We start from the raw sequence: 17,089 nt of genomic DNA, 5'->3' as shown, positions 1-17,089 counted from the left end.
CCTGTTTTTTTATATGCCTTATACCACTAGCGTTTACCGGTTTTCAATTGCTACAAATTCTCGTAACGTAGCACCAGTGTAAATCTGGCGAGGGCGGCCAATAGGTTCTTTTTGCTCACGCATTTCTTTCCATTGCGCGATCCAGCCAGGTAAACGGCCAATGGCAAACATGACCGTAAACATGTTGGTTGGAATACCCAGAGCACGATAGATAATTCCCGAATAGAAGTCTACGTTCGGGTAAAGTTTGCGCTGGATGAAATATTCGTCGTTTAACGCAGCTTCTTCGAGTCCTTTGGCAATTTCTAGAACGGGGTCGTTAACACCGAGTTTGCTTAGTACATCATCGGCAGCTTTTTTGATGATTTTAGCACGGGGATCGAAGTTTTTATAAACACGGTGCCCAAAACCAAACAACCGGAAACCGGTAGTTTTCGCGTTTTTAGCCATATCAACGTATTTCGATACGTCGCCACCATCAGCTTTGATAGCTTCGAGCATCTCAATTACCTCCTGATTGGCTCCACCGTGCAATGGTCCCCATAACGCACTGATTCCTGCCGAAATGGATGAATAAAGGTTCGCCTGCGATGATCCAACAAGCCGAACCGTTGAGGTTGAACAGTTCTGTTCGTGGTCGGCATGAAGAATAAGCAATACATTCAAGGCATCGACTACTACCGGATCGATTTTGTACTCTTCGACCGGCAGGGCAAACATCATATGCAGAAAATTCTGGATGTAATCGAACTTATTCTGCGGGTAATTCATCGGATGTCCTTTCGAGCGCTTGTATGACCAAGCCGCAATGGTAGGTAGCTTGGACAGAAGCCGGATAATGTGCAGATCAGTATTATCCTCCTCGCTTTCGCCTTCTATATCCGGGTAGAAGGCACTCATCGCGCTAACCAGCGAAGCCAGAACCCCCATTGGATGCGCTTTTACCGGAAAACCGTCGAAGATTTTGCGCATGTCCTCGTTGACCAGCGTATGGCGACGAATTGAATTTTCAAACTGCGTGTACCGATCTTTCGTGGGCAGTTCACCATAAATCAGTAAGTAAGCAACTTCCAGAAACGATGCTTTTGCCGCTAAGTCTTCAATGGCGTAACCCCGGTATTGCAGGATACCCTCTTCACCATCTAAAAATGTAATGGCGCTTTTTGTGGCACCGGTATTTTTGTAACCCCGGTCTAACGTAACGTAGCCGGTCTGATCACGTAAATTCGAGATGTCGAAGGCTTTTTCATGTTCGGTTCCCTCCAGAGTTGGGAATGAATAAGACTTACCATCGACCGTTAATTCAGCGGAATTTGCCATACAAAAACAGGGGTAGATTTAATCAGAGGTAATGAATTTTCATAAGAGTGAGTCATTCGGGCAAGTTATCGCTCCGTGCGAATCCACACCGGGCGAAATTAGCCCAAAAATTCAAACGACGGATGAAATTGTTGTAAAAAACCCGTATTACCTTTTTATTAAATTGTAACAAAAAGAATCGGCAATAAATTTTCTGCTCACCTTTTATAAAAACAACCGCCTTTCATCACCACCCGAACTCGTTGCAAATCAGCGATCGTTTTGCCGGGATCGCCTTCTACAGCTACCAGATCGGCCAATAGACCTGGTTTGATTCGGCCCCGATCCTTTAGCTGGAACGTATCAGCATTGATTGAGGTGACTGAACGTAGCACGTCGCTGGGTTTCATACCATAATCGACCATCATGATTAGTTCACGAGCATTATCGCCGTGGCTGAACACACCGACATCTCCTCCGGCACAAATCGTTACGCCCGCGTCCAGTGCCTGTTTGAACGTAACGCGCTTTTGTTTAATACGTTCTGGTTCGGGCTCCACGCCTTTTTTCCAGCCACGGTATTGGCTAACAGCATCCCCGGCTGCCAGCGTTGGACACAGAGCTGTATTATGCTGTTTCATAAGAGCAAAGATTTCGGGTGTGCCGGCGTCCCCATGTTCAACGGTTTTACAGCCGCCCAGAATGGCCCGACGCATCCCTTCGGCTGTGCTGGCATGGGCCACTACGGCCCGGCCGCTGCTTGCGGCTACTTCTGCAATTAGTTTAATTTCGTCAACTGTGTAGGTTGGTTGCGCTTCCGCCATTAAGCCCCAGCGATAGTCAGCATAAATCTTTATTGCATCGGCGCCTTTACCGATCTGTCGCCGAACGGCTTTTACTAGCGCATCCTGTCCGTCGGCCTCTTCAGCGCCTTGTGGCACATCAATATCGGGGCTAAATCCTTTCGGTGCATAGCTGCCCGTAGCAATCAGGGCGCGCGTTACTATAACCATTCGCGGCCCCGGAATAATCCCCTGATTGATGGCTTGTTTTAACCCTACGTCGTCGTAGTCAGCCCCTTCCGTGCCAAGGTCCCGAACCGTAGTGAAGCCAGCCATCAGTGTTTTTTGTGCATGAACCGTTGCTCTGGCGACACGTAACGACCGCGCTTCTTTCAAAACCTGATCATCCCAGGTCGTTTCGTTGTACGGATGCAGTAATAAATGCGAATGGCCTTCGATTAAACCCGGCAGCAACGTAGCCCCCTTCAAATCGACAATCTCGGCGCCATCTGTTGAAACGGTATTCGAGGGGCCAACTACGTCGATTTTATCACCTTTTACACGCACAACCCAGCCTTCATGAAACGTTTCGCCATCGAAAATCCGATCCGGACGAAGTAGGTAATCACCTGACCCATTTCTGGTTGATGTGTTTGGTTTGCCTGGTTGTGAAAAGAGAAAAGAGCAGGGTTGAGACAGTAATACACAGACGAAAATTAATCTACTCAGGGTCATTGTAATCCGGTTTATTCATGAACGTATTTGAAGATAGGTGAATTCTGATGCATATTACGTAGTAGGTAATCATCTTCTGAGTAGTCGGTGCTTATATTTGACCATAAATCGTGTTGCAAACCTGCTTATGACCGTTGATGCAGATTCTACGTATCAATCGCCTTCCCAGCCGCAACGATGGCATCGGGTGTTAGGCATCCGACCGGAGGAAGGAAGAACGGTACGTTTATTCTTTATTCATAACTTTTTGCTGGGCATTGGTACTATCCTGATCTACGTAGCGGCCAATGCCATTCTGCTTGAGAATAATCCTGAGACCAGTTTGCCTGTTGCCTACATCGCATCGGCCATTGGTATGATTGCTGTCGGGCGGCTGTATGCCTATTTTGAGCACCACCTGGCATTACAAACATTGGCGATCCGGGTCCTGTTGGCGGCTGTCGTGATGACTGTAATTGTCGGTATTTTGGTTGTCGTTGGGCATTCTGTAGCGGCTGCGGTTACGATAATGACCGGCTATCGGGTCATTTATTTGCTGACAAACCTGGAGTTCTGGGGCGTTTCGGCGGTGGTTTTCGATACCCGGCAGAGCAAGCGACTTTTCAGCGTAATTAGTTCCGGTGATATGCCAGCCAAGGCGCTAGGTGCCATTCTGGCGGCTCTGGTTCATGCGCACGACGACGTTATTCGTCTGTTAATAGTAGCCTTTGCAATGTTTCTGGCGGCTCTTTACGTGTTACGTCTGACCATCCAATCGCACGATGTGCACGCGCCCCACCGCTCCGACCGAGCCATTGGTCGTGAGCCATCGCGCCTGATCGGAAAACAGTTTGGCGGCAGTGAACTAATCTTTTACATGTGCCTGAGTATGGCTGTGTTAGCCGCCGTTGGGACCGAAATCGAGTATAATTTCTTTATTAACGTAAAGCATCGCTTTCATAACCAGACGGACGTAATTCGATACGTTAGCTACGTACTGGCGCTAACCTATGGGGTGGCTATGATCGTTAAGCTACTCATGTCACGTCAGGTTCTTGACCGCTTCGGCGTGCAACGTTCGCTGCTGGTGTTACCCTGGGTTGCTCTGGTTGGATTGGGAGGTTTAACGGTTCTACATTTTGTTGGAACAACTGAAACGATTCTACTGGTTTATTTCTGTGGATTATATCTGCTATTTGAAGTAGCACGTCGGGCGTTGTTCGATCCGGTTTTTCTGGTCTTATTTCAACCCCTGCTTCCACCCCAGCGCCTTAAAGGACATACGCTGGCCAAAGGACTTTATGAGCCTATCGGCCTGGGTTTTGCCGGCGTATTGATTGCCGCCCTTCATGCTACGTTAGAATCAGGGATTCCGCTAGTCTGGATATTACTCATGGCTGGCGCTATCTGGCTTCTTCGCCATACCTATAAAAAGTATTTGCTGGAGTTGAACGACGCAATTGGACGCCGGTTCCTGGAACGCGATCAACTGGCTATGCCCGCAACCGCTCAGGCAGTTCTTATTGACCAGCTTCAGAGTAGTCGGACCGATGATGTGTTAACCGCAATTAGCTGGCTCGATGCCCATAGTCCGGCGAAACTTGCTAATCAACTTCCGGCGCTGTTAACTCATCCTGATGTAAACGTTCGTCGCAGAACCCTGGCTGCGGCTGCACACATGAGTCAGGCAATGCCGGTACGTCAGCTGACTCATATTGCGCTGGCTGATGAAGAACCGACTCTACGTCAGCAGGCAGCTTATTTATTAGGGAGACGTATCAACGTAGAATCCGCTGAACTGGCTCCCCTGATCAATCATACGGATGTAAGCATCCGGCGGGGTGCAATTCGGGGCGTACTAGAATTAAATCCGCATGATGCTGCCGCTCAGGCGAAACTTCTTCAGCTGGCTACTGATGCTGATCCGACCTATCAGCAAATAGCGCTGAGCATGATTGGTACGCTGCGCCTGAACGATTTTGCGTCTTTGGTCCATCAACGGCTAAGCAGTTCAGACGCGGGTGTTGCCAGGGTCGCGATCTCGGCGGCCGGCCAATTATCAGACGCTAATCTGACCCGATATTTATTAAATCATATCGCTGATAAAACCATTGGTCGGGCCGTTACGCAAGCTTTAAAAGCGAGAGGTGCAGAACTCATTCCGGCACTACGTAACGTACTTCATGAAACACCCGATCGTGTTGTAAAGGAACGTATTGCTGCCATTAGTGGTGCGATTGGTACACCCGAAAGCCGTCAACTTCTGAATGAAATGGCCCAGCAGACGGACTTATTCATTCGGGGTGCTGCCTTGCGGGCCTTACGACGTTTTCAGGATGAACCCGCCGACGATCCAATTTTTCGGGCACTGGCGCATGAAGAAGTGACGTTTGCGCAGCGACTTCTGCACGGAAGCCTGACGGACCCTGACCTGACCGAAACGCTTGACTACGAGTTGTCGGTGCTAGTTCAGCGATTGTTTGATATATTAACCCAGTTGTATGACTCGGATACAATTGCGGGCGCAAGACTAGGTATCGGACATCCTGCCCGCGAACGGCGAGCCAACGCCCTTGAGATGCTGGACAATCTGATTCCCCGTGATACGTATCAGACGCTTCAGGTGCTGGTTGATGACCTTCCCAGAGCGGAAAAAGTGCGTATTCTTGATACGGAGTTAGGAGCCCTTAACGATTCGGAGTCCATACGATCGTATATTTTACGAGTGGGTGAAATCGCTTTTTCGGATTGGACAGTTAGCGTTGCATTACGTAGCTTAACAGCCAAAGAAGAGTTAGAAGCCCAGCAGCTATTAACGTCCCAGTTCCCTACCTTATCCCCACTACTTATGAATCATTCAGCCCAGTTGACCGAACAGATTTCAGCTTACGACCGGGTCTTACTGCTGTCTCATGCCAGCCTATTTGCACAAACCCCGGAGAACGTACTGGCTAGCATAACGCCGATTATGAAAGAAGAGCAGTATGCAGCTGGCGAAACGGTTTTTCGCAAAGGTGATTTGGGTACAGGTATGTACGTTATCTATACGGGTGAGGTGGTTATTCTCGATGGAAATACAGAACTGGCCCGATTCGGCCGGGGCGATTTCTTTGGTGAATTGGCCCTGCTGGATACCGAAGCCCGTTCGGCTACGGCCGAAGCAGTCACGGATGTACGGTTGCTACGTATCGATCAGGACGATTTTTATGATCTGATGGAAGAGCGGGGAGAAGTGCTACGTAGTATTGTCCGGAGCTTATCGGGCCGCATTCGGCGGCAGAATGAACTGATTGCCCGCCAATCGAAACAAGCTAACCAGGAAAAGCTATGAACTGGTCGGATGGAGACTCTTACATTGCTATTGGTATTGCTGTTGCTGTAATTAATTATGTCAGACGACTTTTAGATACGCGCACGCAGATACCCGTCTGGGACAATTATCTTAAATACGTATGGCTGTCGGCTTTTTTGCTGATGGCATTGGGCGAAGTTTTTCCTGACCCGTGGTTAACCTGGTACTGGCTGATTGTTTCCGGGGCCATTGCCTACACCGTCTGGCAGCTCTATGAACTACGGCATGCCCGAACTCTACTGCTGGCCATAGCGCCCTATACGTTGCTTATTGTTGCCCGTGATCTACTGAAATTTCTGTTTCCAAGCGTTTATACGTCTGTTAAAGTATACATTGAATCGGGGGCCACGTTTGCATTTGTCTGGCTTGTTACGTTTGTGATCATCGCTCGAAACCAGAAGCGATCGCTGGAAAAAGAACGACTTGAACGTGAGAAAGAAGCTGAAGAACGACGTATCATTGAGGGTAAGAAAAATGAACTTGAATACCTGGTAGCGGAACGGACGGCCGAGATTACACGGCAAAAAGAAGAGCTGGAGCAAACACTCAATGAGCTGAAAGCCACCCAGAAACAACTGATTCACAGTGAAAAAATGGCTTCGCTCGGCGAACTGACAGCAGGCATCGCTCACGAAATTCAGAACCCACTCAATTTTGTCAATAACTTCTCTGAAGTTAGCATGGAGTTAATTGACGAATTAAGCGAAGAGCAAACAAAAACTGACCGGGATAAGGATCTGGAATCTGAATTATTGACAGACCTGAAACAAAATCTTGAGAAAATTCATCATCATGGCGGCCGGGCTTCGTCTATTGTCAAGGGAATGTTGCAGCACTCACGCTCCAGTACAGGACAGCGGGAAGCTACCGATATAAATGCCTTGTGCGATGAATACCTGCGATTGGCGTATCATGGCTTGCGGGCCAAAGACAAAACATTTAATGCCACCCTAAATACGGATTTTGATACGTCGCTCGGCCCGGTTAGCCTGGTTCCGCAGGATATAGGACGCGTACTATTAAATCTGTTCACCAATGCTTTTTATGCTGTACAGCAGCGCAAAAAGCAAGTTAGTCCCTCTGCCGATGTCAATGCTGGCTACAAACCCATTGTTACGGTACGTACGGGTTGTGCAGATAATCAGGCCGTAATTGCCGTTACGGATAACGGCACGGGCATGTCGGATGAGATTCAGCAAAAGATTTTTCAGCCTTTCTTTACCACCAAACCCACGGGCGAAGGTACTGGGCTGGGTTTGTCGCTGGCTTACGATATTATAACAGACGGCCATAGTGGAACCCTGTCCGTTGAGAGTAAGGAGAACGAGGGAACTACTTTTACTATTCGATTGCCGGCTTGAGTTCAGGCGGTTTTAGGAAAGGTTATTACTATGCTCATTCGCCTGCTGGTCGTATTCTTATTTGGGCTGAATATAGTGGGTGCACGAGGTCAGGACTCGTTGCGGAATGCATTACGTACCCAGCTAGCCAATCATACTCAGTCGGACACGATTCGGATCAATCAACTAAACAGGCTGGCGTTTTTATGGCGGGGGGAGCAGCCCAGACAAACCGTCTTACTGGCTGAGGAAGCGTTGAGGCTTTCCCGAAAACTCCATTACCGGCGCGGTGAAGCTACAGCTGTTTATATGCTGGGTATTGGGCACGATACGTATGAAGGTTCCGCTCAGGTTCTTCCTTTCCTGGAGCAGGCCAGACAATTATTTAAGCAGCAAAACGATCAGGTTGGTCTGGCACAGACGTTAAGCCAGATTGGCTGGTTTTATACGCAGCGGGGGGATTATGTACCCGCTCTTAAGTACGATTTAGAGGCTTGGGAGCTGGCAAAAAAAACGAGCGATCTTGAATTATTATCCCGCACGACAGCACGCTTAGGCGGCTTATACACAATCATCGGAGATTATCAGCAAAGCCTGGCTTTTCAATCGTCGGCTATTCAGCTATGTGAACGAATAAATGATCAGGAAGGTGTTTGCCGACAGTTGAACGGGTTTGGCGATATGTACCGTCTGCAGTTAGATTTCAGCCGGGCAGAACGTTATTATAACAAATCAATCCGCCTGGCGCGTACGTTAAATCGCCCTCGTCTGGCTGCTCAGGCCGAAAGCAATATGGCCGCCATGTATGTGGCTCAGGGCAACTATGCAGAAGCGTTTGATATAGCGTATCGGGCGCTCAACGTTTTAACAAAAATACCGGAGAACGACGTAGTGGCCTGGACGCAAACGACACTCGCCCGAGGCTATCTAAAGCAAAATAGGCTCGATAGCGCGTTAGCTTACGGTCTGCGTAGTCTGAAGCTGAGCCAACAAATCGGGTACCGGGAGGCTACAAGAGATGCCAATGAAATTCTTGCGCAGGTATACGTAGCAAAACGCCAGTTTGCCGATGCTTATGCTTATCAGCAGCAATACATTGCTTATGCCGATACTCTTTCGGGGCGGGATACGCAGCAGCAACTGGCTCTGCTGCAATACAACTACGGTCTGGCGGAAAAACAGGGACAAATTGCTTTGCTTCAGAAAGATAAAGCCTTACAACAGGAAACGGCACAACGCCAAAGGCAGTTGCTGGTGGCTACGTTAATCGGCATGGCTTTGATTCTTGGAATACTTTTTCTGATGTACCGTAATAACCGCCAGAAGCAGAAGGCCAATGCACTGTTGGAACAGCAAAAAAACGAAATTCAGTCTCAGCGTGATCAGACAAATCAGGCTCTATTGGAATTAAAAGCTACGCAAAAACAACTGATTCACAGCGAAAAAATGGCTTCGCTGGGTGAACTAACTGCTGGTATTGCCCACGAAATTCAGAATCCGTTAAACTTCGTTACTAATTTTTCTGAAGTATCTGCAGAACTGGTGCAGGAGCTAAGCGAAGAACGAAAGAAAGGACCAAATCGGGATGAGGAACTGGAAGAAGAACTGTCAGTTGACTTATCGAATAACCTAGACAAAATTATTCAGCATAGTAACCGGGCGTCGAATATCGTAAAAGGTATGCTGGAGCATTCACGAAAAAGCACTGGTCAGAAAGAACCGACAGACCTCAATACCCTGTGTGACGAATATCTCCGTTTGGCGTATCATGGCCTACGCGCCAAAGACAAATCATTTAATGCCGAGCTCATCACCGACCTGGATACTTCGTTGGGCTTAGTGCAGGTTATGCCGCAGGAAATAGGCCGGGTATTGCTTAATTTATTTTCCAATGCCTTGTACGCTGTACTGCAACAAAAAAAACGAGCCGAAGCTGACTATCAGCCCTACGTGCGTGTAGTCACCAGACGTAGAGATAAGGAGGTCGCTATTCAGATAATGGACAACGGGGTGGGCATGTCGGATGAGATTCAGCAAAAGATTTTTCAACCCTTCTTTACCACCAAACCTACTGGCGAAGGGACTGGCCTGGGTTTGTCGCTGAGCTATGATATCGTTACGAAAGGCCACAGTGGAACTCTGTCTGTAGACAGTCAGGAGGGAAAAGGCACAACATTTACAGTCATTATTCCCATATAAAAACCTTACAGAAAGAAATGTGCAACCCTACGTGCCGGCAATAATAGGATAGATACATCAGACGCCAGCATAAACCCTCTTTTCTAAACTTATGAACTACTGCCTGACGCACCATAAACAATGGGGGGCTGTTTGTCTAATTCCGTTAATAATTCTGTTGATAGGGTTCGCTGAACTACCCTCTCTCGCTCAACAGCCTACTGATACGTTGCCACCTCTGGCGACTATTCAGACTCAAATTGATCTGATCAAGGCAGACAGTAGTAAAATTGAACAATACAGTAAAATTGGTGGCGATCTGATCAGGGCTTATCGCGATGCCGATGCCAGGGTGCTTACCGAACAGGCACTGACATTGGCTAAGGAATTAGGAAATAAACGGGATATTGCGTTCTTCCTGAGCCGTTTGGGCGACATTAGTACGTATGCGTCCAGGTATCCGGAAGCCATCCGGTTGTATCAGCAGGCAATGGATGCCGCTACAAGTGTACAGGATACCAATCGGTTGATTTATACACTGCTTCATTTAGGGCAGATCTATAACAGCACGTATGAATTTTCGATGGCCGAAAAGTATCTATTACAGGCGCTGCAACTTGCTTCCCGTAGCCAATCCAAACAATTAGCATCCTGTTATAATGAGTTGTCGGTTCTGGAAGGAAAACGCAAAAATCCCCGTAAAGCCATTGAGTATGGAAAGCAAAGCATGGCGCTCAATAAAAAGAACAACGACCTGGTGAGGTACTACGCTACGTTGCTTAATAATGCCATCTGCTATAAAAACCTAAAGCAGTACGAAAAATCGGTTGATGCGTATCAGGAAGTACTTCAGTACAGCCAGCGCGAGAAGAAAAAGTATCAACAGATTATGGTGTACGTAAACCTGCCCTGGGCACTGATTCCATTAAATCGGCTCGATGAAGCAGAGCACTACGTTCAACTGGCTATTCAGGGCATTAAAACAGGCTCTGTAGATAATCCTAAGGAGCTACTGGAGGAATCGTATAACATATTAACCAAAATCAACCAGCAGCGGGGTAATTATCAGGCCGCTCTGGCGTATCGGGAGAAAGCCATTACGTATCATGATAGTATTTTTAATGCAGCCAACAGCCAGCAACTACTGGAACTGACCACTCGTTATGAAACCGAAAAGAAAGAGGCTGAAATCAAGGAATTGAATATCCAGAATGATCACAAGCAGAATCAGTTAATGTACGTCGGCGGAGGAGCGGTTTTACTTCTGGTTATGCTGGGACTGATGGGAGGACTGTACCGGCGGCTACGGCGGGCTAATCATCAACTGGCCAGTAATAACCAGCAATTAAATCAAACGCTGGCTGATCTGAAAACCACGCAGAATCAGCTCATACAAAGTGAGAAAATGGCCTCATTGGGCGAGTTGACGGCGGGTATTGCTCATGAAATTCAGAACCCACTCAATTTTGTCAATAACTTCTCCGAACTATCTTCCGAATTACTCCTCGATCTTAAGGAAGAACGGCAGAAGGAAGAGAAACAGAATGAGGAGCTGGTAGCGGACTTACTGAATGATCTGACGCAAAACCTTCAGAAAATTCACCATCATGGACAGCGCGCCAGCAATATTGTTCGAAGTATGCTCGAACATAGCCATAGCAGCAGTGGACAACGGCAGCCTACCAATCTGAACGCCCTTGCGGAAGAGTATCTGCGCTTATCATATCATGGCATGCGGGCAAAAGACAAAGTCTTTAATGCGGACTTAAGAACAGAATTCGATCCTGAAGTCGGAACAATAGAGGTTGTGCCTCAGGATATAGGTCGGGTGCTGCTGAACTTATTCAACAACGCTTTTTATGCTACGGCTGATCGGCAAAAGGAGCAAAAATCAGATTATCAGCCAACTATTAACGTAACAACTAAGCGGCAAAAGGGACGTATCGAAGTTTGCGTACGCGACAATGGGACAGGTATTTCCGACATGATAAAAGAAAAAATATTTCAGCCTTTTTTCACCACTAAACCTACAGGACAGGGAACGGGACTAGGTTTATCGTTAAGTTACGATATTGTAACAAAAGGGCACGGTGGTACTTTTTCTGTAACCAGCCGGGAAGGAGAGGGGGCAGAATTTGTTATTGTGTTACCGGCGTAGCAAGCTACTACGTACCACAGCAATTGCTTATCTTTGGCATATACACCTGAAGAATAATGAAAATTTTAGTTGTTGATGACGAGGTTGACGTAAAGGATCTTTTTGAGCAGCGTTTCCGCCGTGAGATTCGTAACGGTGAATTTCAACTGGCTTTTGCCAATTCTGGGGAAGAAGCCCTTAACTTCCTCAATGAACATCCCTCAGAAGTAATTCTAATCCTGTCTGATATTAATATGCCCGGTATGAGTGGCTTTGAACTGCTACGTCATATCCGTCAGGATTTTCAGGCCCCTCCGCCCCCCGTCGTGATGATGATTACGGCTTATGGTGACCCCGATTCGCATCAGCAAGCCGTCAAACTGGGGGCCAACGATTTTCTAACGAAGCCACTCGATTTTGGGGTACTGAAACAAAAACTTCGTGATTTGTCATGACAGCTAAAATATTAGTGGTCGACGACGAAACCGACCTTGAATTACTCATCAAGCAAAAATTTCGACGACAGATCCGGGAAAAGCAATACGAGTTTGTATTCGCTCACGATGGTACAGAAGCATTAGAGCTGCTGGATCAGCAATCTGATGTCGATATGGTATTGACCGATATCAACATGCCGGGCATGGACGGCCTTACCCTGTTGATCAAGCTGAACGAATTAAATCCGATGCTCAAAGCCGTCATTGTGTCGGCCTATGGTGATATGGATAATATCCGGACAGCCATGAACCGCGGTGCGTTTGACTTTGTGACGAAGCCGGTCAATTTCGAAGATCTGGAAGTGACGATGCAGAAAACGATGGAATACATTGCGCAGCTTCGTAAAACTGTGCAGGCCATCAAGGAAAATAACATCCTCAGAATGTACGTCGACGAATCGGTACTGACGTTCATGAGCCGATCCGAATTCGAAACGGCTTTATCGTCCAGCGAAACCGTAGAAGCCAGCGTACTTTTTATCGATATCTGCGGTTTTACGGCTCTTTCCGAACAGGAATCTGCTGATACGATTGTTCGGTTGATCAATCGGTATTTCGACGTAATGGTCAAGGAGATTATTGCGCAGGGGGGGCACGTCGATAAATTTATGGGTGATGCCATTATGGCCGTTTTCCGGGGCGAATACCACCTCGACCGCGCCATCGAAGCTGCTCTGGCGGTCCGCACACAAATTGACAGCCTGGAAGATAATTTACCGAATCATCCCGGATACCAGCCGCAGGTGGCCATTGGTATCAATACCGGCGAAATGGTTTCGGGGAATATTGGTTCAACGACGCTACGTCGGTTGGATTATACTGTCATTGGTGATGCTGTTAACATAGCACAGCGCCTGCAATCAATAGCACAGGCAGGGCAAATCGTTATTGCAGAGTCCGCTCAGCAGCAGATTGCCGAATCGTTCACCTGCGAATACATTGGAGAAGTGAGCTTGAAAAATAAAGCCGAGCCAGTAGTGATCTATAACGTAATCAGATAACCACCGCTATCGGCTGGAATAGCAGGAAGCGATGTTTATCTGATTGATAATCAGTATTTATTTCTGGTGAAGGTAAGCTGACTTGATTCCTGCTGAACAGTTAATTCCACTACGTGTCCAATGGGTAGCGCCAAGTTATACGCAACGTGACCGGCTGGAAAGTCGAACAGGATCGGAAAATTGTAAGGAGCGGTAATTTCAGAAATGATTTCGTAGGCGTCCTTGCCAAATGGTAGCGAAAGATTATCCCGCATATCGGTAAACTGCCCGACAACCAGTCCCGCCAGATTCGCCAGACGCCCCGCTCTGTGAAGTTGTCGTATCATCCGGTCGAGCGAGAAAAGTGATTCGTCAATATCCTCAATAAATAAAACCTTACCATCAAAATCAAGGTCGGTAGACGTACCGATGGAATTAACGAGCATGGTTAAATTTCCACCGACAAGTGGACCCGTTGCCTGCCCCAATCGATTAAGCGGATGAGTTGATACGGTATAATCGTCGGGGATTTTACCAAACAGCCATTTCCGCAACGATTCCAGGGATTCTGCTCGTTCAGGATCGCCAAACTGCCTGGGCATCAAACCGTGCAAGCTAATAATGCCGTTACGTTGCAATAAACTTAGCAGAACCGTAATGTCACTGAAGCCCACCAACCATTTGGGATTAGCTCGCAGGCCCGTTAAGTCAAGCTCGTCGGCAATTCGATAGCAGCCATAGCCACCGCGAGCTGCAAATACTGCTTTCACGTTCGGATCGTCGAATAAACGTTGCAAATCGGCTCGGCGAAGGTTGTCAGAACCGGCAAAAGGACCGTCCGTTACGTGTAAACTCTGGCCTTCGATTACGTTGAGTTTCCAGACGTTACGTAGAATATGCAAGCCATCAGCCAGTTCGTCGTAAGGAAACCAACTGGCTGGTGAAACAACCCCGACCGTGTCGCCAGGGCGTAGAAAAGGAGGGAAAATCACGATAAATGTATAAAAGTTTCGAATTTCAGGTTCACGATTCAGCATAAATTCAGAATCTGAAACCTTATGTTTGAAAATATTAATTCAAGGCTGCTTCTTCCGTATCGTCGAGTTTGTCCAGGTCAAGCGTGACGACGCCTTGCTGGTTTCCGTTGAACATTGGGCGGAATTTGTGCCCCCAACGGATTTCATTGTAGCGATAAGAATATCGGGTGTGTACGCCCTGAGCGAACGTATCGTCCATTGCCTGAAAAGAAATTAAAAACTCGCTGTCTGATTCTTCCAGATCTTTAGGTGTGCATCCAAATAACGGACTTTCCGATGTAATCGGGTGCACGAGTGTCCAGTTGGTTGGGAAAAAGGTCACTTTACTACGTTCCAGATTCAGGCCGTAATATTTTCGGGTGAGTGCTCCGTCGGGTTTGGGCTCTACGCGCGAAAGAGACACCGTAATGGATAGATCAATTAACTGGTTGGCTCGGGTATTAATGATACGAAACATCCAGCCATTCACATCCAGATAAGGAGCGACTACGGCTATTTGCGAAAAGCGTACATGCGCCACTGGCCGGGAAAATCGTGCGTAAAGTAAACCGGTAGCCAGCGCAAAGGCCAGCAAACCAATCATTGATTCAAAAGCGGCAATGCAGCTTGTTAGAAAACTATCGGGCGAGATATGACCGTAGCCAACTGTAGTAAGAGTTTGAGAGCTGAAAAAGAAACACTTCCAGAAAGGGCCGTTCAGAACCCGATCATCTACTCCTTTGAGCGTATCAGCACCAGCCAGCATATAAATACCTGCGAAGAGCGTATTCGTAAATAAATAAGCAACCAGAAGCCAGCTAAAAAACTGGCCCCAGCTCATTGTAATCAGTCGGTTATAAATATTCAGTCGATCCCACAGGCTGCTATTAATCCGAGCAATGTTAAAAGTGCCATCTTTATTAATAAGCCGCGAATGAGCATCTGTCAGTTTTGTGCCAAAGCCGATATCATTACGTCGCTCCTCCTGCTCAACTAACTTGCTGTCTGCGGAAGGTGGGTTAGAATGATGACGATTAGACGAATCCATATTGGATAAATTTGGAATAGAGCGCCGTTTTGGTAGGTCAGTTAACAAAGTTATGGCAAATTTGTCCTGCTTGTCTTTGCTGGTTCTGAATCACCATTCACCTACTTCATCGGATGCATCCAATTGAAACGGTAGTTAGTTTACTTGGCGTAACAACATTGCTGGCCGTAGTGGCTCGTCGTTTACGCATCTCCTACCCAATTCTGTTAGTTATTACGGGTCTATTTATTGGGTGGGTACCGGGCTTACCCCATGTAGAATTAACCCCCGACGCGGTTTTTCTGGTCTTTCTGCCTCCTTTGCTTTACGCAGCGGCCTGGCAAATCGATAACCTGGAACTGAAGCTCTACAGCCGGTCCGTTGCGCTGATGGCAACGGGTTTAGTACTGTTTACTTCTACGATTGTGGCCATAATAGCCCACACATTTATTCCTGGGTTTTCATGGGCACAGGGCTATTTGCTTGGAGCGATCATTGCTCCCCCGGATGCGGTTGCTGCTACGTCCGTAACACAGGGGTTGAGTGTGCCTAAACGGATCACAACCGTACTGGAAGGTGAAAGCCTGGTAAATGATGCTACCAGTTTAATTATTTACCGCTACGGATTGGCCGCCATATTAACAGGCCACTTTGTGCTGTGGCAGGCTAGTCTTCAGTTTGTTGGGATTGCATTGGCCAGTGTGGCTATGGGCTGGGCCATCGGCTGGGCAATGATCAGAGTCCACAGAGTCGTTACAAAAGATACCGTTACCAGCACGGTTTTGACGCTTCTGACGCCTTACGGTTCTTACCTTATCGCCGAGGAATTCCATCTTTCAGGCGTATTGGCTGTTGTAACGACTGGCCTTTTCCTATCGACCCGCACTTCCGAAATCTTCAGTAATCAGGGGCGTCTGCAAACCAATGCTGTTTGGGAGATCGTCGTTTTCCTGCTCAATGGTTTTGTGTTTATTCTCATTGGATTACAGCTTCCAACTATTGTGTCTGAGTTGAATGGGTACACACTAACTGAGGCTATTAACTACGGTTTGCTGATCAGTGGGGTAGCAATTGTTGCCCGAATTCTCTGGGTGTTTCCCGGCGCTTACATTCCCCGTTGGTTAAGTTCAAAGATTCGGCAACGCGAAGCCAAGCCAAGTTGGCAGCAAGTACTGATTGTTAGCTGGGCGGGTATGCGGGGGGTGGTTTCATTGGCTGGCGCACTGGCACTGCCGAATACGTTGCCGAACGGTCAGCCATTTCCCGCACGTGATCTGGTGTTATTCATTACGTTCATAGTCATTCTGTGTACGCTGGTAATTCAAGGGCTGACTCTACCTGTGCTTATTGACAGTCTGGCGGTTCGGGAATCTATCGACGAAAAACGGGAGGAACGTAAACTGCGACGGAAAATGGCGCAGGAAGCTATTACGCATCTGGAGGCTAACCATTCGGCAGGTTCGGTGCATGATGACGTACTGAACTACGTCAAAAACGCGTATGAATTGCGAATTAGTGAACTCAACGGTATGTTGCGAGCCACTAATTTGTCTGATCGTCCTGCCGAATTATACCAGCAGGCTGTTAATCTTCAACTGGAACTAATCGCCATTGAGCGGGCTGTGCTTACCAGCCAGCGCCAGGGAAGTTTGCTGGATGGTGAAATTTTTCGAAAAATGGAACAGGAATTAGATTTAGAAGCTGCCCGTTTGTCGTTAGTACAACCAACTGATTAAAAATGGACTCTTTGTAACATGAACCTATAAA

General features: G+C 47.5%; 11 protein-coding genes. 7 read left to right on the top strand and 4 right to left on the bottom strand.

Translation table 11 applies throughout. The annotated features are described in order from the left end of the window. Window positions 1–33: 33 nt before the first annotated feature. Together ACOJS8_RS17130 and ACOJS8_RS17125 are read right to left on the bottom strand one after the other, a co-directional pair. On the bottom strand, window positions 34–1,320 hold the full coding sequence (locus ACOJS8_RS17130) for a citrate synthase (RefSeq protein ID WP_420149763.1): 1,287 nt from the start codon (window positions 1,318–1,320) through the stop codon (window positions 34–36). 197 nt (window positions 1,321–1,517) lie between these two features. Beyond that, a complete protein-coding gene (locus tag ACOJS8_RS17125; protein WP_420149762.1) occupies window positions 1,518–2,816 on the bottom strand; it encodes an amidohydrolase family protein in 1,299 nt (432 codons plus the stop codon). Between the two features lie 127 nt (window positions 2,817–2,943). On the opposite strand from ACOJS8_RS17125, the gene ACOJS8_RS17120 reads away from it, so the two are divergent. The 6 genes from ACOJS8_RS17120 (at window position 2,944) to ACOJS8_RS17095 (ending at window position 13,300) form a co-directional block, all read left to right on the top strand. Next, on the top strand, window positions 2,944–6,126 hold the full coding sequence (locus tag ACOJS8_RS17120; protein ID WP_420149761.1) for a cyclic nucleotide-binding domain-containing protein: 3,183 nt from the start codon (window positions 2,944–2,946) through the stop codon (window positions 6,124–6,126). Continuing rightward, window positions 6,123–7,508, top strand: coding sequence for a sensor histidine kinase (locus ACOJS8_RS17115; RefSeq protein ID WP_420149760.1), 1,386 nt, complete (start codon window positions 6,123–6,125; stop codon window positions 7,506–7,508). Before ACOJS8_RS17120 ends, ACOJS8_RS17115 begins: the two co-directional genes overlap by 4 nt. A 30-nt stretch (window positions 7,509–7,538) precedes the next feature. Beyond that, window positions 7,539–9,686, top strand: a complete 2,148-nt coding sequence (locus ACOJS8_RS17110) for a tetratricopeptide repeat protein (RefSeq protein ID WP_420149759.1) — start codon at window positions 7,539–7,541, stop codon at window positions 9,684–9,686. A gap of 91 nt (window positions 9,687–9,777) precedes the next feature. Then, on the top strand, window positions 9,778–11,823 hold the full coding sequence (locus ACOJS8_RS17105) for an ATP-binding protein (RefSeq protein WP_420149758.1): 2,046 nt from the start codon (window positions 9,778–9,780) through the stop codon (window positions 11,821–11,823). A 56-nt stretch (window positions 11,824–11,879) separates the two neighbouring features. Next, entirely contained in the window at window positions 11,880–12,257 is a 378-nt protein-coding gene (locus ACOJS8_RS17100) for a response regulator (RefSeq protein WP_420149757.1), read from the top strand. After that, on the top strand, window positions 12,254–13,300 hold the full coding sequence (locus ACOJS8_RS17095; RefSeq protein ID WP_420149756.1) for an adenylate/guanylate cyclase domain-containing protein: 1,047 nt from the start codon (window positions 12,254–12,256) through the stop codon (window positions 13,298–13,300). The genes ACOJS8_RS17100 and ACOJS8_RS17095 overlap by 4 nt, the downstream gene beginning before the upstream one ends. 50 nt (window positions 13,301–13,350) lie before the next feature. Here ACOJS8_RS17095 and ACOJS8_RS17090 read toward each other — a convergent pair whose 3' ends face one another. Further along, entirely contained in the window at window positions 13,351–14,316 is a 966-nt protein-coding gene (locus ACOJS8_RS17090) for a S66 peptidase family protein (RefSeq protein ID WP_420149755.1), read from the bottom strand. 34 nt (window positions 14,317–14,350) lie between these two features. After that, window positions 14,351–15,343, bottom strand: coding sequence for an ion channel (locus tag ACOJS8_RS17085; protein ID WP_420149754.1), 993 nt, complete (start codon window positions 15,341–15,343; stop codon window positions 14,351–14,353). A 113-nt stretch (window positions 15,344–15,456) separates the two neighbouring features. On the opposite strand from ACOJS8_RS17085, the gene ACOJS8_RS17080 reads away from it, so the two are divergent. After that, window positions 15,457–17,058 (top strand): Na+/H+ antiporter, encoded by a 1,602-nt coding sequence (locus ACOJS8_RS17080; RefSeq protein ID WP_420149753.1) that lies wholly within the window; start codon window positions 15,457–15,459, stop codon window positions 17,056–17,058. Window positions 17,059–17,089 lie beyond the last annotated feature (31 nt).

Origin of the sequence: Spirosoma sp. (genome assembly GCF_048594605.1) — a bacterium.
Classification (GTDB): Bacteria; Bacteroidota; Bacteroidia; order Cytophagales; family Spirosomataceae; genus Spirosoma.
The sequence above is the reverse complement of the archived record's forward strand: the minus strand, read 5'-3'. Positions and strand labels throughout refer to the sequence as shown.